This is a genomic window from uncultured Clostridium sp. (genome assembly GCF_947036855.1).
Lineage (GTDB): Bacteria > Bacillota > Clostridia > Clostridiales > Clostridiaceae > Sarcina.
Genome location: NZ_CAMQRY010000018.1, coordinates 1 through 24731, shown reverse-complemented (window position 1 = coordinate 24731; position 24731 = coordinate 1). Strand labels below are relative to the sequence as shown.

General features: G+C 30.7%; 21 protein-coding genes, 1 riboswitch and 1 other annotated feature. Of the genes, 19 read left to right on the top strand and 2 right to left on the bottom strand.

The features are described from left to right. Positions 1–18 precede the first annotated feature (18 nt). Positions 19–993, bottom strand: a complete 975-nt coding sequence (locus tag Q0V15_RS03760) for a TDT family transporter (protein ID WP_297436150.1) — start codon at positions 991–993, stop codon at positions 19–21. Positions 994–1257: 264 nt separating this feature from the next. Continuing rightward, positions 1258–1501 (top strand) — a binding site (T-box leader). Positions 1502–1557: 56 nt separating this feature from the next. On the opposite strand from Q0V15_RS03760, the gene ileS reads away from it, so the two are divergent. From ileS to Q0V15_RS03740, 4 genes are all read left to right on the top strand, one after another. Then, complete coding sequence (ileS, locus tag Q0V15_RS03755) at positions 1558–4674, top strand: isoleucine--tRNA ligase (RefSeq protein WP_297436148.1); 3117 nt, start codon at positions 1558–1560, stop codon at positions 4672–4674. A 252-nt stretch (positions 4675–4926) separates the two neighbouring features. Then, positions 4927–5922, top strand: a complete 996-nt coding sequence (locus tag Q0V15_RS03750; protein WP_297436146.1) for a LacI family DNA-binding transcriptional regulator — start codon at positions 4927–4929, stop codon at positions 5920–5922. 189 nt (positions 5923–6111) lie between these two features. Then, complete coding sequence (locus tag Q0V15_RS03745; RefSeq protein WP_297436144.1) at positions 6112–6798, top strand: hypothetical protein; 687 nt, start codon at positions 6112–6114, stop codon at positions 6796–6798. Between the two features lie 119 nt (positions 6799–6917). Further along, on the top strand, positions 6918–8294 hold the full coding sequence (locus tag Q0V15_RS03740; protein WP_297436142.1) for an MATE family efflux transporter: 1377 nt from the start codon (positions 6918–6920) through the stop codon (positions 8292–8294). A gap of 51 nt (positions 8295–8345) precedes the next feature. On the opposite strand, the gene Q0V15_RS03735 is transcribed toward Q0V15_RS03740, so the two are convergent. After that, the gene (locus Q0V15_RS03735) at positions 8346–8531 is read right to left on the bottom strand and encodes a hypothetical protein (RefSeq protein WP_297436140.1); all 186 of its coding nucleotides are present in this window, start codon (positions 8529–8531) and stop codon (positions 8346–8348) included. A 141-nt stretch (positions 8532–8672) separates the two neighbouring features. Here Q0V15_RS03735 and Q0V15_RS03730 point away from each other — a divergent pair, with 141 nt between their 5' ends. From Q0V15_RS03730 to Q0V15_RS03660, 15 genes are all read left to right on the top strand, one after another. Continuing rightward, the gene (locus Q0V15_RS03730) at positions 8673–9248 is read left to right on the top strand and encodes a nucleoside recognition domain-containing protein (RefSeq protein WP_297436139.1); all 576 of its coding nucleotides are present in this window, start codon (positions 8673–8675) and stop codon (positions 9246–9248) included. Positions 9249–9259: 11 nt separating this feature from the next. Continuing rightward, positions 9260–9781, top strand: coding sequence for a spore maturation protein (locus Q0V15_RS03725; RefSeq protein WP_297436137.1), 522 nt, complete (start codon positions 9260–9262; stop codon positions 9779–9781). A gap of 911 nt (positions 9782–10692) precedes the next feature. Continuing rightward, a complete protein-coding gene (locus Q0V15_RS03720; RefSeq protein ID WP_297436135.1) occupies positions 10693–11382 on the top strand; it encodes a F0F1 ATP synthase subunit A in 690 nt (229 codons plus the stop codon). Positions 11383–11407: 25 nt separating this feature from the next. Beyond that, on the top strand, positions 11408–11629 hold the full coding sequence (locus tag Q0V15_RS03715; RefSeq protein ID WP_297436133.1) for an ATP F0F1 synthase subunit C: 222 nt from the start codon (positions 11408–11410) through the stop codon (positions 11627–11629). Between the two features lie 46 nt (positions 11630–11675). Beyond that, positions 11676–11894: an ATP synthase F0 subunit C gene (atpE, locus tag Q0V15_RS03710; RefSeq protein WP_297436131.1), complete on the top strand. Its 219-nt coding sequence runs from the start codon at positions 11676–11678 to the stop codon at positions 11892–11894. Positions 11895–11967: 73 nt separating this feature from the next. After that, positions 11968–12444 carry a F0F1 ATP synthase subunit B gene (locus Q0V15_RS03705; RefSeq protein ID WP_297436130.1) on the top strand — a complete coding sequence of 159 codons (477 nt, stop codon included), beginning with the start codon at positions 11968–11970 and terminating at the stop codon, positions 12442–12444. A gap of 1 nt (position 12445) precedes the next feature. Continuing rightward, positions 12446–12985 (top strand): F0F1 ATP synthase subunit delta, encoded by a 540-nt coding sequence (locus Q0V15_RS03700; protein WP_297436128.1) that lies wholly within the window; start codon positions 12446–12448, stop codon positions 12983–12985. 20 nt (positions 12986–13005) lie between these two features. Continuing rightward, on the top strand, positions 13006–14511 hold the full coding sequence (gene atpA / locus Q0V15_RS03695; RefSeq protein ID WP_297436126.1) for a F0F1 ATP synthase subunit alpha: 1506 nt from the start codon (positions 13006–13008) through the stop codon (positions 14509–14511). 32 nt (positions 14512–14543) lie between these two features. Next, a complete protein-coding gene (gene atpG, locus Q0V15_RS03690) occupies positions 14544–15410 on the top strand; it encodes an ATP synthase F1 subunit gamma (RefSeq protein ID WP_297436124.1) in 867 nt (288 codons plus the stop codon). A gap of 16 nt (positions 15411–15426) precedes the next feature. Continuing rightward, positions 15427–16824 carry a F0F1 ATP synthase subunit beta gene (atpD, locus tag Q0V15_RS03685; RefSeq protein ID WP_297436123.1) on the top strand — a complete coding sequence of 466 codons (1398 nt, stop codon included), beginning with the start codon at positions 15427–15429 and terminating at the stop codon, positions 16822–16824. Between the two features lie 12 nt (positions 16825–16836). Then, positions 16837–17244 carry an ATP synthase F1 subunit epsilon gene (atpC, locus tag Q0V15_RS03680; RefSeq protein ID WP_297436121.1) on the top strand — a complete coding sequence of 136 codons (408 nt, stop codon included), beginning with the start codon at positions 16837–16839 and terminating at the stop codon, positions 17242–17244. A 453-nt stretch (positions 17245–17697) separates the two neighbouring features. Beyond that, positions 17698–20304 (top strand): bifunctional acetaldehyde-CoA/alcohol dehydrogenase, encoded by a 2607-nt coding sequence (gene adhE / locus Q0V15_RS03675; RefSeq protein ID WP_297436119.1) that lies wholly within the window; start codon positions 17698–17700, stop codon positions 20302–20304. Positions 20305–20513: 209 nt separating this feature from the next. Continuing rightward, complete coding sequence (locus Q0V15_RS03670) at positions 20514–20918, top strand: VOC family protein (protein WP_297436117.1); 405 nt, start codon at positions 20514–20516, stop codon at positions 20916–20918. Between the two features lie 104 nt (positions 20919–21022). Beyond that, positions 21023–22264, top strand: coding sequence for an aminopeptidase P family protein (locus tag Q0V15_RS03665; protein WP_297436115.1), 1242 nt, complete (start codon positions 21023–21025; stop codon positions 22262–22264). A gap of 170 nt (positions 22265–22434) precedes the next feature. Next, a riboswitch (Lysine riboswitch) is annotated at positions 22435–22607 on the top strand. A gap of 208 nt (positions 22608–22815) precedes the next feature. Beyond that, entirely contained in the window at positions 22816–24579 is a 1764-nt protein-coding gene (locus Q0V15_RS03660; protein WP_297436114.1) for a Na+/H+ antiporter NhaC family protein, read from the top strand. The last annotated feature ends 152 nt before the right edge of the window (positions 24580–24731 follow it).

Genomic DNA, 24731 nt, shown 5'->3' with positions numbered 1-24731 from the left:
CTAATTTAAATATGAAATTTATTTTACAATCTTTATATACTTTGACTTTTCTTTATTAGAACTTACGTGTTTAATTGCTTTTATAAATAAGATTATAAAGTTTATAGCAACATAGGCAATAATTAAAGTTCCAATTACAAGCTCTACATGAGATGCAATTCTAAAGAATTTTGCATAGTCATCATTATATTTACCAAATAGAACATTTACTTTCCACATAGCAAGCATACTAATTGCTACTGGGAAAGTAAATGCAGCGTAACCAGGATTGAAACCATTTTTGATAAATCTAGGCATTGCAATAAAAACAAGAATTATATTTAAAAGTGAAGTTATGATAAGATACCATAAAATTATTCTGCTATGCATAGTGGAAGTTGTTAAATATGAAGCTAATACAAGACTTGATGGTGCAGCTAAAATACCTATTGTAGCAGCAGCTCGTGGTTCAATTTTATGTTCATGCACATAAACTCTGTAAAGCATGAATGGATAAAATGGAATGTATAAGAATAATCCAAGATAAGTTAAAGCATTTGCTATTCTTGGAAATCCAAATCCACTACTAACAACACCTGCAACACAAACTCCAACTAAAACAACATTCCAAGATGGAATCATATCACGAAGTTTGAATGATTTGAATCTAAGTAAGAAAAAGAAAACAAATATTGATAAGTGAACTACAATTCCAATAAGCCAAATAGCTTTTGCGATTGTTGGTGAATATGGTAGTAAGTAACTAGCAAGAACAAATCCAGCCATATCAATTGTAGGATAAAATGCTCCAACTATTGGGTCTTTAAGTTCAGTAAAAGCTTTCTTTGGAAAAATTATTATTTTAGCTAGCATTAAAGTCATAGCTATTAAAGCAAATATAATTGCGAGTGGTTTTACAATAGTAACACTATGAATTGCCCAAACATTTGCAAGGGTCATAAATCCAAGTGAAGTTCCAATTGCCCCAATAGGGAAATTTTTAAGTTTTTTCATATAATGATACATCTAAATAGTCACCCCTTTTAAGTTTCTATTAGTTATAACATATATTTCTAAAAGATAGACTTATTTAATAGTGTTTTAATAATATATTAACAAAATGGAAAGCATATCTTGTATAAAAGTATAAATTAATCTTATATAAAGGATGAAATATAAAAAAATATTAGGAATTTTGATTTAATATTTAAAGTATTAGGATGTTACTGTATTGAAAAAATAAAATTAATAGTATAAAATAGAAGAAGAATTTAATAAAAACAAACTGAGAATAGGAAGAGTATTTAAGATAAGCTTTTATAGAGAGTAATTGCTGCTGGAAAATTACAAAGTTACTTAAAGAAAATCACCTATGAGTTAGACGCTGAAAAGTTAAATGATTAAGCGATCTCGTTAGCCTGCGTTAAAGGATAGAGTATGAATGTACTTGAATTTAAAAACTGTTTTTATTATACGGTTTTTTAGCCTTAGGTGGTATAACGATATAATCTTCGTCCTTTTGTAGGATGGGGTTTTTTTTATTTTTATAGATTTTTTATTTTGAAAGGAGCGAGTTAAATGTACAAAAAAGTTACAGCCGCAAATGATTTTGTTGGTATGGAAAAAGAAGTTGCAGAGCTTTGGAAAAGCAGAAATGTAATTAAGAAAAACTTTGCATTAAACGAAGAGGGGGAGTATTTTACATTTTATGATGGACCTCCAACAGCGAATGGTAGACCTCACGTTGGGCATATTTTAACAAGAGTTATGAAGGATATAATCCCAAGATATAAAGTTATGAAGGGTTACAAAGTAATCAGAAAAGCTGGTTGGGATACTCATGGACTTCCTGTTGAACTTGAAATAGAGAAAAAACTTGGAATTTCAGGTAAAGAGCAAATTGAAGAGCATGGTGTTGAAAACTTTGTTAAAGAATGTAAAGATAGTGTATTTACATACGTTAACTTATGGGAAAAAATGACTGAGCAAATTGGTTATTGGGTAGACATGGAAGACCCATATGTTACTTATCATAATCCTTATATTGAATCAGTTTGGTGGGCTTTAAAAACTATGTGGGAAAAGGACTTATTATACAAAGGTCATAAGGTTATGCCTTACTGCCCAAGATGTGGTACAGGACTTTCATCACACGAAGTTTCACAAGGATATAAAGATGTTAAAGATCTTACTGCAGTAGTTAAGTTTAAAGTTAAGGGTGAAGAAAATAAATATATCCTTGCTTGGACAACTACACCTTGGACATTACCTTCAAATGTAGCTTTATGCATAAACAAAGCTTACAAATATATTGAAGCTAAACTTGAAGATAGTGAAGAAATTTTAATTATGGCTAAAGATTTAGCTGCAAAAAATCTTGGTGAAAATTATGAAATCATAAGAGAGTTCTCTGGTGCTGAATTAATTGGAACAGAATATGAGCAGTTATTACCATTCCATACACCAGAAGGAAAAGCTTTTGTTGTTGTACATGGAGATTATGTAAGACTTACAGATGGTACAGGAGTTGTTCATATAGCACCTGCTTATGGTGAGGATGATAGTTTAATTGGTAAGAAAAATGGATTAGCATTTATCAACTTAGTTGATACAAAAGGTGAGTTTACTGAAGAAGTTACACCTTGGGCTGGAATGAATGTTAAGAAGTGTGATGCAAAAATTTGTGATTACCTTCAGGAAGATAATAAATTATTCAAGAAAGAAAAGCATACTCACTCATATCCACATTGTTGGAGATGTGATACACCACTTCTTTATTACCCAAGAGATAGTTGGTTTGTTGCTATGAGTACTTTAAGAGATAAACTGTTAGTTAATAATGATAAGATAAACTGGCATCCTGATAACATCAGAACAGGTAGATTTGGTAATTTCTTAGATAATGTTATTGACTGGGGAATATCAAGAGATAGATACTGGGGAACACCACTTCCTATATGGGAATGTGAATGTGGACACAGAGAATGTATCGGAAGTATTGCAGAACTTAAAGCAAAAGGAAAGAATGTTCCAGATGATATAGAATTACACAAACCATATATAGATAAAGTTCACTTAAATTGTGAAAAGTGTGGTAAAGAGATGGAGAGAACTAAAGAAGTTATAGATTGTTGGTTCGATTCAGGATCAATGCCATTTGCACAACTTCACTACCCATTTGAAAATAAAGAGTTATTTGAACAGAATTATCCTGCTCAATTTATCTCAGAAGCTGTTGACCAAACAAGAGGATGGTTCTATACATTACTTGCTATTTCAACTGCTTTATTTGATAGAAACCCATTCGAAAACTGTATCGTACTTGGTCATGTTTTAGATAAAAAAGGTACAAAAATGTCAAAATCAAAAGGAAATGTTGTAGACCCATTTGAAGTACTTGGTGCACAAGGTGCAGATGCTACAAGATGGCACTTCTACACAGCGAGTGCTCCTTGGCTTCCAACAAGATTCTCAGTTGATGATGTTGCTGATGCTCAAAGAAAGTTCATTGGAACACTTTGGAATGTTTACTCATTCTACGTAATGTATGCAAACATTGATAAGTTTAATCCAACAGAATATACAGATTTCGTATCAGAAAATATTATGGATAAATGGGTAATGTCTAAGCTTAATACATTAGTTAAAGATGTAGAAAATGGACTTGATGCATATGATATAACAAATTCAGCTCTTAAAATTGAAGAGTTTACAGATGAGTTATCAAACTGGTATGTAAGAAGAAACAGAGCTAGATTCTGGTCAGAAGAATTAACTAATGATAAAATTGGTGCTTATGTAACATTACACAGAGTTTTAACTACTCTTTGCAAAATATCAGCTCCATTTATACCATTTGTTACAGAAGAAATGTACCAAAACTTAGTTGTTGGTTTAGATAAAAATGCAGAAGAAAGTATCCACTTAACAATGTGGCCAGTGGTTGATGAGTCAGCTATAAACCATGAATTAGAAGCAGAGATGGATCTTGCATCTAAGATTGTTAAACTTGGAAGAAGTGCTAGAAATACTGCAAATAGAAAGAATAGACAGCCACTTTCAGAAATGTTAATTTCAACAAATGCTCTTCCAGCTTATTATGGAGAGATTATCAAAGAAGAATTAAACATTAAGAATGTTGAGTTTGGAGCAGATGTATCTAAGTATGTTAACTTTGAAATCAAGCCTAACTTACCAGTACTTGGTAGAGCTTATGGTAAAATGATTCCAGGTATCAAAAAAGAAATAGCTGCTAGAAATCAAATGGAACTTGCACAAAAAATCAAGTCAGGTGAAACAGAACTTATAAATGTTGATGGTACAGAAATTGAACTTGATGCACAAAAGTTACTTGTAACAATGAGTGGACTTGAAGGATTTGGATTTGCTGGAGATGGTTCAGTTGGGGTAGTTCTTGATACAACTATCACAGAAGAACTTAAGCAAGAAGGATATGTAAGAGAGATGATTTCAAAAATTCAAAATATGAGAAAAGATAGTGGATTTGAAGTTTCAGACAAAATAAATCTTTATATTGCTGAAAATGATATGTTACTTGAAGTTCTTAAGAAGTTTGAAGATGTAATTAAGAAAGAAACTTTAACAGTAGAAATTAAGTATAACGAAGATGCAAACTATGGTGATGTAGTTAAAATCAACGGTGAAGAGCTTAAAATGACTGTTGAAAAACAATAAGATTTTAATAAAAATCCTCTCCTATTTTAAATTAGGAGAGGAATTTTATATATTAGAGATAAATTGTTAATAAATTTAGCGAAATAATAAAAAAAGTGTGAATTTTTTAATATATTAATTGTGTAACTGAAAACATATTGAAAAAAAAGTTAATTTTACATATAATTAATAATAAATAATCAATAGAAAAATGTTATGAGATTAATATATTTATAAAATTAATGTGAAAATTATAAAGTGGGAGATGATATTATGGCAAGTTCAATTAAAGATGTAGCAAGAGAAGCAGGAGTTTCAATTGCAACAGTATCAAGGGTTTTAAATGATATAGATGTAGTTAATGAAGAAACAAAGAAAAAAGTTAAAGCTGCAATTAAACAATTAGGATATAGACCTAATATTGTGGCTAGAAGTTTAAAAACACAAAGAAGTAGAACAATAGGAATAATAGTTCCAGATATATCAAGTCAAGTTTATCCTGAAATAGTAAGAGGGGCTGAAGATGTAGCTAATATGTATGGCTATAATGTAATGCTTTGCAATTCAGACTGTGATGGAGAGAAAGAAAAAGAGTATTTAAGAGTACTTAAAGAGAAGATGTCAGATGGTGTTCTTTATATGAGTTCATCACTTGATAAAGAAACTCTTGATCTAATAAATGAAATTGATATAAAAACTATACTTGTTGAAACAAGTAATAAAGATAATGCACTTCCAAGTGTTAGCATAGATAATGTTAAAGGTGCTTATGAAGCAACTAAACATATTTTAGCTAAAGGAAGAAAGAATATAGCATTTATAGGAATTGAAAAACATGAAAAGAATGCTTGGGGAATGAGATACGAAGGTTATGAGATGGCTTTAAAAGATGCTGGAATGGAAGTTAATTCAGAACTTTGCTACTTTAATAACTTAAAAATAAAGAGTGGAAAAGATGGAGTGAAAAAAATACTTTCTAGTGGACATAATATTGATGGAATAGTATGTGCTTCAGATGAAATAGCTATTGGTGCTATTAATACATTAAGAGAAAATGGACTTAGTGTTCCAAAAGATGTTTCTGTTATAGGATTTAATGGAATTGAAATGGCGAGAAATTTCTATCCAGCTATTACAACAATAGAGCAACCAATGTATGATATGGGTTCTGTTGCAATGAGAATGCTTATAAAGTTACTTAATAAAGAGGAACTTGATAATGCTTATTATGATTTACCTTACACACTTATTGAAGGTGGAAGTTGCTAATTAAAAAATATTTTAAGAGATGAAATTTAAATTAAATTTCATCTCTTTTTATATAGAATTATTATGAAAATTGGATATAAATGTTAATGAATTAATAAGAAAATAATAATAAAGTAAATCTAGGCATAAAACAAGAGGTTTCTTTGATATTATTATTTATAAGGAATCATTTTTTTAGGGGGTAAATAAATGAAATATAATACTTCAGAAATCGTTAATTCATGTTTTAATGGAAAAATGGGAATAGGAGATTATCTTAAAGCAGTTTTTGGACTGTTTGTAGGAAATATAAAAGATATACTTTTAATTACTTTAGCGGTTCAATTACCTTTAATAGCACTTACTATGATATCTTTACCAACATTTATTTATGGATTATTAGGAATTGTAGCACAGGTAATTTATATAGTTTCAATTATTAAACTTATAGATTCAAAAGCTAAGGGTAATCAGATAAATTGGATTGAAGCAATTAAGCTTGTTAAAGAAAATTGGATACAATCATCAGGAGCAATAATTTTTCAAAGTTTCTTAATGGGTCTTGGAATGAAAATTCCTTTTATACCAGTTGTAATTACTGTTATTTTAGCTGTTTCAATTCCAATGGGCGCATTACAAGGTAAGACAATGTTTGAAAGTGCAATAGAAAGTGTTAATTTAGTTAAAGGCAATTTATTAGATGTGTTAATTAAGTTTTTAGTATTATCTGCATTAACAGGAGTTCTTTTAGGAGGATTTGGAATTATTGCTGAGATGAATCCAACATTATTGATACCGATGAGTATACTATCAGCTGTAATAGGAACTGTTCAGGCAGTTTCATCACTAGTATTATTTTATAATCTACCAACTGTAGAAGAAAAGATGGCAATATAGTTTATTTCTAGGTGGACAGTAGTTCATCTATTTTTTTTAGTAAATATTTATATAGTTAAGGACAAAAAAATATATGTAGATATATATTAAATAAAGTGTTATTTAATTTAGGGGGACAAATGAATAAAGAAGAATTAGGGACAGAATCAATTAGAAAATTACTATTTAAGTTTTCAGTTCCAGCAATTATAGCAATGATGGTAAATGCTTTATATACTGTTATTGATAGAATGTTTATTGGAAGGATTCCAGATATTGGAGCTCTTGCAATGAGTGGCGTTGGTATGACTATGCCTATTATTTGTATTATCATGGGTGTGGGAATGCTTATAGGTGTTGGAGCTGCAGCAAGTATTTCTATAAAACTTGGGCAAAATAAAAGAGATACAGCAGAAAAAATATTAGGAAATGCTGTAACATTAACTATTATAGCGAGTATTATTATAACTATTCTTGGGGTTATGTTTTCAGAAGATATTTTATCGCTTCTTGGAGCAAGTCCACAGACTCTTATGTATGCAAAGCAATTTATAAATATAATTTTAGTTGGAACAATATTTAATATGCTTGGTTTTTCTCTAAATCAATGTATTAGAGCTGATGGAAATCCTAAAATTGCTATGGTAACTATGCTTATAGGTGCGATTGCAAATATAATTTTAGATCCAATATTTATTTTTACTTTTGGTTGGGGAATAGAAGGAGCTGCACTTGCAACTATAGTTTCACAGGCTATTTCAGCAATTTGGATTATTGGATATTTTAAAAGTGGGAAATCAAGCTTGAAAATTAAGAAAGAAAATTTATTTTTAAATAAAAGACTGGTAAAAACTATTTTTGCTATTGGAATGGCACCTTGTGCTATGCAAATTGCAGCAAGTTTAGTTCAAGTTGTTTCAAATAGAGCACTTATAGAAAATGGTGGAGATATTGCAGCGGGTGCAATGGCTATAATATCTTCTGTAACAATGGTATTTTTAATGCCACTTTTTGGTATGAATCAGGGTGCACAGCCAATAATAGGTTATAACTATGGCGCTAAAAAATATGCTAGAGTAAAAAAAGCAGTGGGCTATCCTGTTATAGCAGCAACTATTATTGTAACTTTAGGGTGGATATGTATAGAAATATTCCCAGAAATGTTTATTAAGTTATTCAATAATGATGAAAGCCTTGTAGCAGTTGCTACAAATGGACTTAGAATATATCTTTGTATGCTTCCGGTTATAGGTTTTCAAATTATATGTGCAAATTATTTTCAAGCAACTGGTAAGGCAAAGATTGCAATGTTTTTAAGTTTACTTAGACAGGTTATATTTTTAATTCCGTTAATGCTTATTTTACCAAAGTTTTTAGGGCTTAATGGAGTGTGGATAGCAGGGGCAATAAGTGATTTTGCATCATCTATTGTTACAGCTATCTTTATACGAAGAGAAATTAAGCTTTTGAATAGGCTTGAAGAAAAGCAAGTGAAAGAAAAAACAGCACTTGCCTAATAGATAGAAAAAAGGTTAACTCAAAACTGAGTTAACCTTTTTTTATTTAAACTATAATATACCTTCTTCTTTCAATACATTCTCTAATTTTTGAACTTTTTCTGTAAGAGATATAAAGTTGTTTTTTAAAGTATCATTAGAACAATCGCCGTTATCTATACTTTCTTCAAGAGATTCTATAGTTTTTAATGCTTCATCTATATCTGCTTGCGCTAGTTTTAAATTATTTTCATTCATATCAAAAAACTCCTCTGTATTATAGCTTAAATGCCATAAAATCTTATATTTTATAAGTATTATATTTTTATGTTAACACGACTAAAAGACAAGTTCAAGACATATATTATACAAAAGTTATTATATGTTAAGGAGATTTATATGATTAATTACATATGGTGTGGAATTATAATGATAGGAATAGTTGTAGGAGTTTTAACAGGGCGTGGTGCTGAAATATCAAATGGGATAATTGAATCTGCAGATGGCACTACAAAATTTATAATTTCTATGGTTGGAATTATGTGCTTTTGGTCTGGTGTTATGAAGATTGCAGAAAAGAGTGGGCTGACTAATAAACTTGCGTGTTTACTTAAACCAATTTTAAAAGTTTTATTTAAAGAGGCAGCAAAAAGTGATAAAGCTATGGGGGCAATAGTTATGAATATAACTGCAAATATGCTAGGACTTGGAAATGCAGCAACCCCATTTGGGATAAAAGCAATGCAAGAACTTGATAAACTTAATGATAAGAAAGGCAGGGCTACAAATGATATGGTTTTATTTTTGGTTATGAATGCCGCTTGTATTCAATTTTTACCTTCAACAGTAATTTCAATGAGAGCAGCAAGTGGCTCTGTAAATCCAGCCTCAATAATATTACCTGCAATGATTGCTACAGCAGGGGCTGCTTTTACAGGGATTATAATATGTAAGCTTTTGCAAAAATATTTTTAGGGGGAAGTTTTATGAATTATATGGGAAATTCCCTTATACCAATGATAGTTTTAGCTATTGTTGTATATGGTATGTTTAAAGGTAGAAAAGTTTATGAGTGGTTTGTTGAGGGGGCAAAGGAAGGGCTTGATGTTTGTATTAGAATATTTCCAGCACTTCTTGCTATGATTGTGGCAGTTAGAATTTTTAAAGATGCAAATATGATTGAGTATATAAATAATCTCCTTACACCAATTTTAAATTTAATAGGAATGCCAGCAGAAGTTATGCCACTTGCTATGATAAAACCATTATCAGGAAGTGGAGCACTTGGAGTTTTTACAGATATATTAAATACAGTTGGTCCAGATTCAAGAACTGGAATGATCGCATCCGTTTTAATGGGAACAACAGAAACAATTTTTTATACAATTACAGTTTATTTTGGTGCTGTAGGGATAAAAAACATAAGACATACTATTTGGGCTACAACTTTTGCTGATTTAGTATCGATAATTCTTTCTATTATAATGGTTAGTTATATGTTCTTTTAAATTCGATAGTAATAAGTATACTGAAAAAATGAATAAAAGGTTGCAAATAGGTTAAATACCTAAAAGTAAGTAAAATACAAGGTGTATAATGTTAATGAAGTGTGAATATATTTTGAAGAAAATGTTAAAATATACATTTGATGAATATTTATAAATTATTCATTAAAATATGGACTTATAAGTAAAAAAATAATAAATTATATTGAAAATCCTATGTAAATAACATTTTAATGCTTATTTACATAGGATTTTATTATATTAGAGGTAAGTTGTCATAGTTGTTTTGATAAAGTGGAAAAAAAGTAAAAAAAAGGAATCTGATAAAGCTAGTAAATATAAGTTTAAACAGATATATATAAAGTAAGTAATAAAGCCAGTTAAGAGGTTTATTAAGTGATATATATATATATTTGAAAGGGGAAAATAGAGAAAATATGGTGTTAGGTGACTAAGAATAAGAAATTAGTCTTTTTTATACTAAAAAATGTATGTAGATGGTAAATAGTTTGCTTAAAATATTTTGAAATTATTATTTTGTAATAAGAAAACGTTTTATAATGTTAATTTATCAAAGTTACAAAATAGAGAAAAATGGTAATTTTTTAATCGGAAAATAGAGATAAAATAAGATAGTGGTAGAAAACTAGCGCAAAATGAATATAAATTCAAATTATGAGAGAAAATCAATGTATATAGTGAATGAAGGCTAAAAAAAAGTTTTTGTTAGGTGAAAAAATGGATATATAATGAATTCAAGGCATTTTTGATACAAGATAAATATGAAGGATAAATAAAAGTTTTTTAAGCACTAATTTAAGTAGCTCTTAAAAAGTTTTTAGATGTATGATATTTTTCTTACTTATATGTAGTTAAATTGTTTTTGTAATTGAATATAGGAGGTGAAGTTTTACATGAATGTGATGGCACCATTGTATACAGTTGATATTTTCGGATATCACATGGGTAGTGGAGTAGTTACGCAGTGGGGTGTAATGATTTTCCTTATAATAGTTTTAAGTATTCTCGGAACTAAACTTAAAAGTAAAGGTAAGCCAACAAAATTACAGGCTTGTTTAGAAATGGTTTATGAAGGAATGGAATCACTAGTATCAGGAAATATGGGAAAAAGTTTCTCAGGATATGTACCATTTGTTGGAACTCTTGCTATTTATTTAGGAATACTAAATCTTTGTGGATTAATTGGTTTTGGACCACCTACAAGAAACATAAGTGTTGTTATTGGATTTACAGTTATAACATTTGTATTGGTTCACTACAATGCAATTAAGTTTAAAGGATTTGGTCATTATTTAGGTGGGTATTTGAACGGTGGAGTACTTATGTTACCTATTAATATAATGGAGAAAATTGTTTTCCCATTATCACTTGCGCTACGTTTATTTGGTAATATGCTTGCGGCAGCGATTGTTATGAGTCTGATCTATTCAGGACTTGGACACATATCAAGAGTTTTCCAATTTGTAATACCAATTATACCTCACGCATATTTCGATTTGTTTGATGGAGTAATTCAAACAGTTATATTCTTAATGCTTACTATTATAACTATTAAGTTAGAAAGTCAGGCAGAGGAAGTTTAATATTTATATTTAAGGAGGAATTGTTATGAGCGGAATAGGTATGTTAGCAGCTGGTATAGCTGTTATGGCAGGAATCGGTGGAGGTATTGGAACAGGAATAGCTACTTCAGCAGCTATTAAAGCTAGTGTTCAACAACCAGAAGCAGCAGGAAAGATACAAACTGTATTTATCATGGCAGCTGGACTTTGTGGAGCTACTGCGATATATGGTTTCATTATATCTATAATAATTATATTCGTTAAATAGTAATTAGGTTTAGATTTTATTTAAAAGAAATAAGGAGGAAAAAATTATGGATATCGGAGTTTTAGGAGCTGGGTTTGCAGCAGTAACAGCTATGGGTGCTGGTATAGGTATTGGTATAGCAGCTAAAGGTGCTGTTGAAGGTATTGCTAGAAGACCAGAACAAAGTGGTAAAATATTAAGTACATTTATATTAGGTGCAGGTCTTGCAGAGGCGACTGCTATTTATGGATTAGTTATAGCCTTCATTTTACTTTTCGTAAAATAGAAAAGTTATCTAATTATTTATAATATTTTGTGAAAAGAGATTTCACAACCTTTGAAAGGAGGCCGATTGTAAGATGAGTATAAATTTTATTACAGTTATAATAACTATAATCAACTTTATAATTCTATTATTAATTTTAAAACATTTCTTCTGGGAAAAAATCAGTGTTGCTATAGAAGAAAGACAAAAAAGCATAATGGATAGAATGGACAGTGCGGATAAAGAATTTAAAGCTGGTACTGAATTTAAAGTTGAAAATGAAAAGATTTTAAGCTTGGCTAAAGAAGAAGGTAAGAAAATTACTGAAGCTAGAAAGAAAAAAGCTGAGAAAATATATGATGAGATTTTAGATAATGCAAAATCAGAAACAAGTGCTATGAAAGAAAGAGCTGAAAATGATATTAATAGAGAATTAGATAAAGCAAAATTTGAAATTAAAGAACAAGTTATAGAACTTGCATTAGTAGTTTCTAAAAAAGCTTTAGAAAAATCATTAGATGAAGCAGAACACAGAAGACTTATTGATAGCTTTATTAGTGAGGTAATTTAATATGTATGGATTTTTAGATAAGAGATATGCACTTGCACTTTATGAATTAGCTGAGGAACAAAGTAAGGTTGAAGATTTCATTGAAGATTTACGAGAAATTAGTAGTATCATTGATGAAAGTGAAGATTTTAAAAAGATTTTAGATAATCCAAAGATTGGTAAGAAAGAAAAGAAGAAAATATTTGAGGATATGTTTGCAGGTAAAACATATGATGAAATAATTTCATTTATAGGACTTCTTATTGATAAAGGAAGAATTTCAGAACTTGATAGTATGATTGAACAGTTCCATTTAATTTATCTTGAAAGACACTCAATGCTTGAAGGATATGTAAAAAGCGTTATTCCTTTAACGGATGAAGAATATGATAAATTACTTGGAAAATTAGAAAAAAAATATAATAAAAAAGTAATCTTAAAGAGAGAGATTGATAAGGATATCCTTGGTGGTCTTTACGTTAAGATTGGAAATGAAATTATGGATGGAAGTTTAGCTGGAAAATATAAAGCTATTAGATCTGTAATGTTTCATAGTAAATAAAAACTTAGAGGGGTGATTCTATGCATATCAGACCAGAAGAAATAACTTCTATTATTAAAAAAGAAGTTGAAAAATATAAGAAAACATTAGAAACAGTGGATTCAGGTACTATCATTCAGATAGGTGATGGAGTTTCAACTGTATATGGTTTAGATGAATGTGTTGAGGGTGAATTATTAAAATTCCCTAATGATGTTTACGGAATGGCTCTTAACTTAGAACTTGACAGTGTTGGTTGTGTTTTACTTGGTTCAGAAAAAGGAATCAAAGAAGGGGACATAGTTTCTAGAACAGGATCAGTTGTTGAGGTTCCAGTTGGAGATGCTCTTATCGGAAGAGTTGTAAATGCTTTAGGTATGCCTATTGATGGAAAAGGACCTATAAAAAATGATGGAGTTAGACCAATAGAGATGGTAGCACCATCAATCATTGATAGAAGTCCAGTTAATGAACCATTACAAACAGGGATTAAAGCGATTGACTCAATGATTCCTATTGGTAAAGGACAAAGAGAGCTTATTATAGGAGATAGACAAACTGGTAAAACAGCAATTGCTCTTGATACTATATTAAACCAAAAAGGAAAAGATGTTATTTGTATATATGTTGCGATTGGTCAAAAACAATCAACTGTTGCGAATATAGTTAATACTTTAGAGAGTAATGGAGCTATGGATTACAGTATTGTAGTTTCAGCATCAGCTTCAGATAGTGCTCCACTTCAGTATATTTCACCATATTCAGCTAGTTCAATGGCAGAATACTTTATGTATAAAGGTAAAGATGTTCTTGTTGTTTATGATGATTTATCAAAACATGCTGTTGCTTACAGAACTATGGCACTTCTACTTAGAAGATCACCAGGTAGAGAAGCTTATCCAGGGGATGTATTCTACATTCACTCAAGACTTCTTGAGAGAGCAGCTAAGCTTTCAGAGAAATTCGGAAGTGGAAGTATTACAGCACTACCTATAATAGAAACACTTGCAGGAGATGTATCAGCATATATCCCAACAAACGTTATTTCTATTACAGATGGACAAATATTCCTAGAAACAGGACTATTCAACTCAGGACAAAGACCAGCTGTTAATGCCGGTATCTCAGTTTCAAGAGTTGGAGGAAATGCTCAAATTAAAGCTATGAAACAAGTTACAGGTATGTTAAGACTTGAACTTGCACAGTTTAGAGAACTTGAAGCATTCTCACAATTTGGTTCTGACTTAGATAAGGATACAAGAAGAAGACTTGCTAAAGGAAAAAGACTTATAGAAATCTTAAAACAAGATCAATATCAACCAGTAGAAGTTGAACAGCAAGTAATAATATTCTATGCTGCGATGAATGATTTCTTAGGAGATATAGAACTTAAAGATATCAAAAGATTCCAAAGTGAGTTTATGGAATATATAAATGAAAAAGATTATGCTGTTATTAAAGAAATTAAAGATAAGAAAAAAATTACTGATGAATTAAAAGTAATGATTGAAGATGCAATTAATGAATTCAAAAAAATATTTAGTTAATATATAAAGTTAGAGAGCTAGGGGGTGAAGATATGCCAGCAGCAGGACTTTTGGTTATTAAAAAGAGAATAGGTAGTGTAAAAAGTACACAGAAGATAACAAAAGCTTTAGCGCTTGTTTCAACATCTAAAGTAAGAAAAGCTAGAGAAAAGCTTAATGCAAATAATCGTTATTTTGACAAACTTAAGCTAATGAAAAATGATATTTTCAATTTAGTAGAGGAATTCCAAGATAATGAGTTTGTTAGAGAAAATACAAGTGATAAAAAATTATATGTTATATTCGCATCAAATTCTGGATTCTGTGGTGGCTTTAATGGAAATGGAACAAGTTATTTAAGTGAAAAATATCCAAGCAAAGAAGAAAGAAGTAAAATTAATACCTATGTTTTAGGAAGTAAGGGTGTTAGTTATTCAAGAAAATACGGATTTGAAGTTGCAAAGATTGACACTACAATAAAAGGTGATATTGAAATTAAGACTGCTAGAAAAATAGCTGGAGAACTTATGAATATGTATTATAACGGTGAGTATAAAGAAATCTCATTTATATATACAAAATATTCTTCAGGTATGAGTCAAGATTTATTAGAAGTTCCAGTTCTTCCTCTTAAAATAGAAAAAACTGAGGAAACAGATAAGAGAACTTTTGAGATAGAATTAGATCCTGAGATGTTAATAGATAGTTTTATTTATAGATATGTAGAAGGTTTAATTATAAACTGTGTTTACAATGCTATGTCTAGTGAAGAAAATGCTAGAATGCAAGCTATGGATGGAGCTACTAAAAATGCAGATGATATTATAGATGATTTAAATACTAAATATAACAGAATTAGACAAGCTGCTATCACACAAGAGATATCAGAAATTGTTGGTGGTGCAGAAGCACAGAAATAGTTAGGAGGGGAAAGTAATGGCTGATACAGGAAAAGTTGTTCAAGTTTTAGGACCAGTAGTTGACGTAAGATTTGAATCAGGTCATCTACCAGATATTTATAATGCTCTAGTAATCAAGCATAAAGAAAGAGAAATAACATGTGAGGTTGAGCAACATATAGGAGATGATATAGTAAGAACTATTGCTATGGAATCAACAGAAGGATTAGGAAGAGGTACAATAGTTACTGATACAGGAGCAGCTATATCAGTGCCAGTTGGAGATGAGGTTCTAGGTAGATTATTTAATGTACTTGGAAAACCAGTTGATCAAAAAGGACCAGTTGATGCTAAAACTTATTATCCAATACACAGAGCTGCCCCAACATTTGAAGAACAATCAGTTGTTCCTGAAATGTTTGAGACAGGAATAAAAGTTATTGACCTTATAGCACCTTACCAAAGAGGTGGTAAGATTGGTCTATTTGGAGGAGCTGGAGTTGGTAAAACAGTACTAATTCAAGAGCTTATAAATAACATTGCTAAGCAGCATGGTGGATTATCAGTATTCACAGGTGTTGGAGAAAGATCAAGAGAAGGGAATGACCTTCTTGCAGAAATGACTGAATCTGGAGTTATCAAAAAGACTGCTCTAGTATTTGGACAGATGAATGAACCACCTGGAGCTAGAATGAGAGTTGCTTTAGCAGGTCTTACAATAGCAGAGTCATTCAGAGATAGAGGACAAGATGTGTTACTATTTATAGATAATATATTTAGATTCTCACAAGCTGGTTCAGAGGTTTCAGCCTTACTTGGAAGAATACCTTCAGCTGTTGGATACCAACCAACACTAGCAACAGAGATGGGTTCACTTCAAGAAAGAATCACATCAACAAAAAATGGTTCTATAACATCAGTTCAAGCTGTATATGTACCAGCCGATGACTTAACTGACCCAGCACCAGCTACAACATTCTCACATCTTGATGCTAAAACAGTTTTATCAAGAGCGATTGTTGAAAAAGGTATATATCCATCAGTTGACCCACTTGATTCATCATCAAGAATACTTGATCCAAGAGTAGTAGGACAAGAACATTATGATGTAGCAACAAAGGTTAAAAATATTCTTGAAAGATATTCAGAACTTCAAGATATTATAGCAATACTAGGAATGGATGAACTTGCAGATGAAGATAAAACTGTAGTTATAAGAGCGAGAAGAATAGAGAAATTCTTATCACAATCATTTACAGTTGCAGAACAATTTACAGGTACTCCAGGAACTTACGTTACAGTAAAAGAGACAGTAAGAGGTTTTAAAGAAATATTAGAAGGTAAGCATGATCATTTACCAGAATCAGCTTTCCTACTTGTTGGAACAATAGATGAAGTTATTGCAAAGGCTAAGAAAATAGAAGAAGAAGAATAGGAGTGATTTATCGTGAGTAATTTTAAATTATTAGTAGCAACTCCGCATAAAGTACTTTTTGATAATGAGGCTCAAAGTATAGTTTGTAAAAATGATAATGGTGAGTTTGCTATACTTGCCGGTTATGAAAATATGATAACAGCAACAACACCAACTAAAGTAATCATTGTAGATTCATCTGACAAAGAACATGAGTTCTTTGCTTCAGGTGGAATTATGGAAGTTTTAGATGGTGAAGTTAGTCTTTGTGTTGATACTATTGAAACAAGAGAAGAAATTGACTTAACTAGAGCAGAGTTATCTAAGAAAGAGTCAGAGGAAGATCTTAAATCAACTAGTGGAAATAAGATTGATGATATGTTATTAGAATTATCATTAAATAGAGCAATTGGAAGAATCGAGTTTAAGAAAAATAAATAAAAGTAAAATCCTATCAATAATTTTGATGGGATTTTATTTTTTTATTAAAAAATAAGATGGAAAAATAAAAAATATATGTTTAAAAATGATGAAAAAGAAAGAAAAAGTGAAGAGTATGAATAAAGTTCAATAAAAATTCACATTTAATGGAAGGGAGAATATGCTTAAATGACAACTGAAACGTTTTCTTGATAATAAATTAACAAGTTGAGTTGCATAAAATATGAATAAACAGAGAATAATGAGAAAAAAACTGAATAAATTAATAAATGATTAAATAAGTATTGAAAATGCTTGAAAAAGTGTGTTAAAATATTATCAAGCGATAAGTAAAAAATAGATTAGTTTGAATTTATTAGAATTTAAAACTTATATATTAGATATACTAGCAAATTAAAGAAAGGGATTATTATTATTAGATTAATTTAATAATTAATAATTTTAGGTGGTATTATGAAGATAACTAAGGTAACTAATGTTGACGAATTAAGACTAAGACTTGAGCAAATTAGAGTAGCACAAAAAGAGTACTCTACATTTAGCCAAGAGAAAGTAAATGAAATTTTCAGAGCAGCAGCAATGGCAGCTAACAATGCTAGAATTGAACTTGCTAAAATGGCAGTTGCAGAATCAGGAATGGGAATAGTTGAAGATAAAGTTGTAAAAAATCACTTTGCTTCAGAATATATATATAACAAATATAAAGATGATAAAACTTGTGGAGTTATTGAAAAAGATGAGTCATTTGGAATTACAAAAATAGCTGAGCCAATCGGAATAGTTGCAGCTATCGTTCCAACTACAAATCCAACTTCAACAGCAATATTTAAAGCTTTAATATCATTAAAGACAAGAAATGCAGTATTTTTCTCACCACACCCAAGAGCTAAAAATTCAACAATAGCAGCAGCTAAGATAGTTTTAGATGCAGCGGTTAAAGCTGGAGCACCAGCAGGGATTATTGGATGGATAGATCAACCATCAGTTGAAATGTCACAAATATTAATGGCAGAAGCTGATATAACACTTGCTACAGGTGGACCAGGAATGGTTAAGGCTGCTTATTCATCAGGTAAACCAGCAATCGGAGTTGGAGCAGGTAATACACCAGCTATCATTGATGAAACAGCTCACATTAAAATGGCTGTAAGTTCTATATTAATATCAAAAACTTTTGATAATGGAACTATATGTGCTTCAGAGCAAAGTATTTTAGTTATTGATTCAATTTATGAAGAAGTAAGAAAAGAGTTTACAGATAGAGGTGCTTACTTCTTAAAAGGTGCAGAAGTTGATAAGGTAAGAAAAGTTATCTTAATAAACGGAGCATTAAATGCTAAGATAGTTGGTCAGTCAGCTTATCAAATAGCTAAACTTGCTGGAGTGAAAGTTCCTGTTGATGCTAAAGTATTAATTGGTGAAGTAGAATCAGTTGAGCTTGAAGAGGAATTCTCACACGAAAAATTATCACCAGTACTTGGAATGTATAGAGTTAAGACTTTTGATGAAGCAGTAATTAAAGCTGAGAGATTAGTTGAGCTTGGTGGTTTCGGACATACATCAGTTCTTTATACAGATGTAAAATTATCACAAGATAGAATTCAAAAATTCGGTGCTGCTATGAAAACTGGTAGAACAATAATTAACATGCCATCTACACAAGGTGCTATAGGAGATTTATATAACTTTAAGTTAGCTCCATCACTAACACTTGGATGCGGATCATGGGGAGGAAACTCAGTTTCAGAAAACGTTGGTCCAAAACACCTTATGAATGTTAAGAGTGTTGCTGAAAGGAGAGAGAATATGCTTTGGTATAGAGTTCCACAAAAAGTTTACTTCAAATCAGGTTCATTAGGAATTGCTTTAAGAGACCTTGAGGAATTAGAAAAGAAAAAAGTATTTATTGTAACAGATAGAGTTCTTGCAGATCTTGGATATGTTGATAAAATAACTAAAGTTCTAGAAGAAATGAAAATAGACTTTAGAGTATTCAGTGATGTTACACCAGACCCAACACTTGCATGTGCAAGAAAAGGTGCTGAGGCAATGAAGAGTTATCAACCAGATGCTATAATATCTCTAGGTGGAGGTTCACCAATGGACGCTGCTAAAATCATGTGGGTATTATATGAGCATCCAGAAGTTCACTTTGATGATTTAGCTATGAGATTTATGGATATCACAAAGAGAGTTTACAAATTCCCTAAAATGGGTAAAAAAGCTATGATGATAGCTGTTCCAACATCAGCTGGTACAGGTTCAGAAGTAACACCATTCGCTGTTATTACAGATGAAGAAACAGGCATGAAGTATCCATTAGCAGATTATGAGTTAATGCCAAATATGGCTATCGTTGATGCAGAATTAATGATGAATATGCCAAGAGGATTAACAGCTGCTTCAGGAATTGATGCACTAACACATGCTTTAGAAGCTTATGTTTCAGTTCTTGCTTCAGATTTCACTAATGCACAAGCACTTGAAGCTATGAGAATAATCTTTAAGTACTTACCAGATGCTTATAATCATGGAACAACAGATGTTAAAGCTAGAGAGAAAATGGCTCATGCTTCAACAATAGCTGGTATGGCATTTGCAAATGCTTTCCTAGGTGTTTGTCACTCAATGGCACACAAACTTGGAGCAGAGCATCATATAGCACATGGAGTTGCTAATGCAATGTTAATCAACCAAGTTATTAAATTTAACGCTGTTGATAACCCAAGAAAACAAGCAGCTTTCCCACAATATAAATATCCAAATGCTAAGTGGAGATATGCTCAAATAGCTGATTTCTTACACCTTGGTGGAAAGAATGAAGATGAGAAAATCGAAAACTTAATGAAAGCTATCGATGAGTTAAAAGCTAAAGTTGGAATTCCAACAAGCATAGCTGCATGTGGAGTTAAGAAAGAAGATTTCTTTGCAACACTTGATCAAATGAGTGAGGAAGCTTTTGATGACCAATGTACAGGAGCTAACCCAAGATACCCATTAATCAGTGAGATTAAGCAAATGTATATTAATGTTTATGAAGGTAAAGTTAATAAGATCTAATAAGATTTAAATATGAGTTGTGTAGTTTGAGAGAAATCTCTTTCTACACAACTTTTTTATGTTAGGTAATAAAATTTTATAGATATTTTAAAAGTAGGATGTGTGATATATCCTACTTTTGTTTAATTACTGATAATTATTTTTGCTTTCAATGTGATATAATTTTTATAATATAAAGATTTGAAATATAGAAATATAGGAGGAGAATTATGGCTATAAGAAGTATGCATCATGTATGTATTCAGACAGAAAAATATAGAGAATCACTTGATTTTTACACAAAGATTTTAGGTTTTGAGATAGTAGAAGAAACAAAAGGATTCCATGGGAGAGATTTTAATACATGGATAAAGCTTGGGGATTTTATGATAGAACTACAAACACCTAAGAAAGGTGATACTTTAAATCCTTGGATATCTGTTAATGCTGGAATTGTCCATATGTGTTTTACTGTGGATAGTGTAGAAGAAGAGTTTGATAGAATTAAAGGTTTAGGGTATACAAACTTTAAAGTTAAAAATGGACAAGAGATTTATAAAGTTGTAGATGGATATTTATTTAAGATTAAAGCTCCTGAGGGAACTGAAATTGAAATGAGAGATACAGAAATATAAAAAATATAAAATGAAGGGAGGCTAGCTTAGTGGGTATTTATTAAATAAGTCTTATAAGTATGTAAGAAAATTTATTTAATGAATTTAGGTCGCTAAGAAAAGTTATGAATAATAGTGTTTTTATAAAAAATAGAGAAAATCTTATGAGTAAGATAGAGGATAATTCTATTCTTGTTATGATAGCTGGAGAAGCAAAATATAAATCAGCAGATGAGAGATATCCTTTCACACCTAACAGAAATTTTTATTACTTAACAGGTGTTGATGAGGAAAAAGATATATTACTTATTAAAAAGATAAATGGTGAGGTTTCAGAAACTTTATTTATAAGTGAAGTTGATGAAGTTATGGCTAAATGGGTTGGAGCAACTTTTACAAAAGAAGAAGCTAAAGAAAAATCAGGTGTTGAAAATATAGCATACCTTGGTTCATTTTTAAGTTCTTTAAATAGTCTTTTAACTTCTGGAGATGTTGATAATATTTATCTTGATTTAGAGAGAAGAGATTTTGATGAAGCAGATAGAGATGGTGGTATTTTAGCAGAGAAAGTTAGAACAAGATATCCAGAAATTAATATTAAAAATGCTTTTAATCTAGTTTCAGTTCTTAGAATGAGAAAAAACGAATCAGAAATAGCAGAGATGAGAAAAGCTATTAAAATTACTAAAGGTGGAGTTGAATCTCTTATGAGAAATTCAAAAGTTGGGATGAGAGAGTATGCTCTAGAAGCTCACTTTGATTTCCACTTAAAGCAAAATGGAGTTACTGATTATGCTTTTAAAACTATTGCAGCATCAGGAGCGAATGCAGCAACTCTTCATTATCATGAAAATAATTCAGAAATGAAAGATGGAGATTTAATTCTTTTTGATTTAGGAGCACAGATGAATTATTATAATGCTGATGTTTCAAGAACTTTCCCTGTGAATGGTAAGTTTACTGATAGACAAAAAGATTTATATGAAGCAGTTTTAGATGTTAATGAGAAAATTATAGAGATGATGAAACCAGGAATTTCTATGACAGAAGTTAATAATGCAGCAAATGATATGCTTGCAGAGAAATGTTTAACACTTGGGCTTACAGAGAAAAAAGAAGATTTTAGAAAATATTACTTCCATTCAATAGGTCATAGTCTTGGACTTGATACACATGATGTTGGAAAAAGAGGAGCTATTCTTGAAGACGGAATGGTTTGGACTGTTGAACCTGGATTATATATTCCAGAAGAAAATGTTGGAATAAGAATTGAGGATGATGTTCTTATAACTAAGACTGGTCATGAAGTTCTTACTAAAGATATAATTAAATCAGTAAAAGATATAGAAGAATTTATGAGTAAATAAAACTAAAAAAGTATTTTAGTCCTAGATAAAAAATCTAGGGCTTTTTTTGACCTTAAAGATACTATAGATAAAATATTAAAATTGTTAATAAAAGGAAAATTAATGGCTGGATATATTGTTATTGTCCTTGAATTACTGTATAAATAAAGATAGAAAAAGTGAATATTGGATTAAGAGGTAGAGGAGCAATTATTAAGAGTAATTAAATGGAGCAGAAGTGTTTAGATATTTAATGAAAGGGGTAATTGCCGAAGTTTTATAAGTATACTAAAGGCTTATAATTCTGGTTTTATATATAAGATATGTAAGACTGTCACATTGTTTGTGGAGTGCTATCATCAAGGGTTTTAATATATTTGTTTAAATGAATTTATTGTCCTAGGTGTGTGCCTAGGGCTTTTTTTATCGAATAACTTAGGGATTATTTGATAAAAGGATAGGGAATTTAGATAAGGTATAAACTTTATCTAAGCTTAGTATTCATTATAAACAGCCTCTTTTATTTAATTCACAGAACGTAAACTTTAATAAAGATTTAGGGGGGATTTATTATGAGAAAAAGACTTGGTATTTTTTCTACGGTATTATTTTTTAGTGTTTGTTTATTTTCAACAGTAGCTTTTGCACAAGGTGATGTTGCACAGGTTAATGCTGATAAATTTGGATTTTGGACTATTATACCACCACTTGTTTCAATAATTTTAGCTTTTATAACTAAGAATATAGTTATATCACTATTTGCAGGAACATTTATTGGTTGTTTAATGTTATTTATTACGGACCATAATATATTCATAGCTATAATATTTGGATTTATGGATATAGTTGAAAGAATTTTAGCTTCACTTGCAGATAAGTGGAACGCAGGAATTATTCTTCAAGTTTTAGTTATTGGTGGAATTATTCAACTGGTTGCTAAAATGGGAGGAGCTAGAGCAATAGCCGAGGCACTTGCTAAAAGAGCTAAAACAGTTAGAAGTGTTCAAATTACTACATTCCTTTTAGGACTTGCAGTATTCTTTGATGATTATGCAAATTCATTAATTGTTGGACCTATTATCAGACCAGTTTCAGATAAGCTTCATATTTCAAGAGAGAAATTAGCTTTTATAATTGACGCAACAGCAGCTCCAATAGCTGGACTTGCTATTATATCAACTTGGATTGGACTTGAGGTTGGATTAATTGGAGATGCTTTTAATAGTATTGGTATGAATGTTGATCCTTTTGGGATTTTCCTAGAAACTATACCATATAGATTCTATAATATTTTAATCTTAGCATTTGTACTTATATCAGCTATAACTTTAAGAGAATTTGGACCAATGTACAAGGCAGAAGTTAGAGCAAGAAACGGACAAGTTGTTAAGCCTAAAACAAGTAAGCTTTCAGATGAAGAAATTGATGAAGTTATGCATGAGTTAGAGCCTAAAAAAGGTGTTAAACTTTGTGTATGGAATGCAATCATTCCAATTGGTTCATTAATAGTATTCTCACTTATAGCATTTTATTATAGTGGATATTCTTCAATAATGGGTGGAGAAGATTTAGTTCTTATTGAAGCAGTAAAAGCTTCACCATTTAGTTTTGTATCTATTAGAGAAACTTTTTCAGCTTCAGATGCTTCAATAGCATTATTCCAATCAGCTTTAATATCATCAGTTATAACAATAATTATGGCTGTTGCTAGAAAAATCCTTACATTGAATGAAGCGATTGATACTTGGGTTGATGGAGTTAAGAGTTTAGTTATTACTGGTGTTATACTGCTTCTAGCTTGGAGTTTAAGCTCAGTTTTAAAAGAACTTGGAACAGCACCTTATTTAGTAGATATGCTTTCTGGAACAGTTCCAGCATTCATTCTACCATCAATAATATTCTTACTTGGTTCAGTTATAGCTTTCTCAACAGGAACAGCTTATGGAACAATGGGAATATTAATGCCACTTGCTATTCCTCTTGCTAACACAATCTCTGGTGGAGACATGAATATTATCATAGTCTGTACATCAGCAGTTTTAACAGGAGCAATATTTGGGGATCACTGTTCACCAATATCTGATACAACAATATTGTCTTCAACAGGAGCAAGTTGTGATCATATAGAACATGTAAGAACACAACTTTGGTATGCACTATTTGTTGCAGGAGTAGCAGTTGTGTTTGGATATATTCCAGCAGGACTTGGACTGAATGTTTGGGTATGTCTAGGACTTGGAATTTTAGCTATAATCGCTGTACTTATGGTATTTGGTAAGAAAGTACCAGACTCAGTTTTAGATAGTGAAACAGAGGTAGAAGAAATAGAAGCTTAATATATAAGAGTTATATCATTAATTTGGTATAACTCTTTTTTGTTTTGCTGGAATTACCTTTGAAGGGTCATGCTTTAAAAGCATGACCCTTTTTGTAAATAGCTTGTATGTTTTTCATATAAGTGCTTAGAAATAGCTTAAATACTAGGTTT

Bases quoted from the DNA above. Each gene is read 5' to 3' on its own strand.
- Q0V15_RS03760 (WP_297436150.1), bottom strand. From the start codon at position 993: ATGAAAAAACTTAAAAATTTCCCTATTGGGGCAATTGGAACTTCACTT.
- ileS (WP_297436148.1), top strand. From the start codon at position 1,558: ATGTACAAAAAAGTTACAGCCGCAAATGATTTTGTTGGTATGGAAAAA.
- Q0V15_RS03750 (WP_297436146.1), top strand. From the start codon at position 4,927: ATGGCAAGTTCAATTAAAGATGTAGCAAGAGAAGCAGGAGTTTCAATT.
- Q0V15_RS03745 (WP_297436144.1), top strand. From the start codon at position 6,112: ATGAAATATAATACTTCAGAAATCGTTAATTCATGTTTTAATGGAAAA.
- Q0V15_RS03740 (WP_297436142.1), top strand. From the start codon at position 6,918: ATGAATAAAGAAGAATTAGGGACAGAATCAATTAGAAAATTACTATTT.
- Q0V15_RS03735 (WP_297436140.1), bottom strand. From the start codon at position 8,531: ATGAATGAAAATAATTTAAAACTAGCGCAAGCAGATATAGATGAAGCA.
- Q0V15_RS03730 (WP_297436139.1), top strand. From the start codon at position 8,673: ATGATTAATTACATATGGTGTGGAATTATAATGATAGGAATAGTTGTA.
- Q0V15_RS03725 (WP_297436137.1), top strand. From the start codon at position 9,260: ATGAATTATATGGGAAATTCCCTTATACCAATGATAGTTTTAGCTATT.
- Q0V15_RS03720 (WP_297436135.1), top strand. From the start codon at position 10,693: ATGAATGTGATGGCACCATTGTATACAGTTGATATTTTCGGATATCAC.
- Q0V15_RS03715 (WP_297436133.1), top strand. From the start codon at position 11,408: ATGAGCGGAATAGGTATGTTAGCAGCTGGTATAGCTGTTATGGCAGGA.
- atpE (WP_297436131.1), top strand. From the start codon at position 11,676: ATGGATATCGGAGTTTTAGGAGCTGGGTTTGCAGCAGTAACAGCTATG.
- Q0V15_RS03705 (WP_297436130.1), top strand. From the start codon at position 11,968: ATGAGTATAAATTTTATTACAGTTATAATAACTATAATCAACTTTATA.
- Q0V15_RS03700 (WP_297436128.1), top strand. From the start codon at position 12,446: ATGTATGGATTTTTAGATAAGAGATATGCACTTGCACTTTATGAATTA.
- atpA (WP_297436126.1), top strand. From the start codon at position 13,006: ATGCATATCAGACCAGAAGAAATAACTTCTATTATTAAAAAAGAAGTT.
- atpG (WP_297436124.1), top strand. From the start codon at position 14,544: ATGCCAGCAGCAGGACTTTTGGTTATTAAAAAGAGAATAGGTAGTGTA.
- atpD (WP_297436123.1), top strand. From the start codon at position 15,427: ATGGCTGATACAGGAAAAGTTGTTCAAGTTTTAGGACCAGTAGTTGAC.
- adhE (WP_297436119.1), top strand. From the start codon at position 17,698: ATGAAGATAACTAAGGTAACTAATGTTGACGAATTAAGACTAAGACTT.
- Q0V15_RS03670 (WP_297436117.1), top strand. From the start codon at position 20,514: ATGGCTATAAGAAGTATGCATCATGTATGTATTCAGACAGAAAAATAT.
- Q0V15_RS03665 (WP_297436115.1), top strand. From the start codon at position 21,023: ATGAATAATAGTGTTTTTATAAAAAATAGAGAAAATCTTATGAGTAAG.
- Q0V15_RS03660 (WP_297436114.1), top strand. From the start codon at position 22,816: ATGAGAAAAAGACTTGGTATTTTTTCTACGGTATTATTTTTTAGTGTT.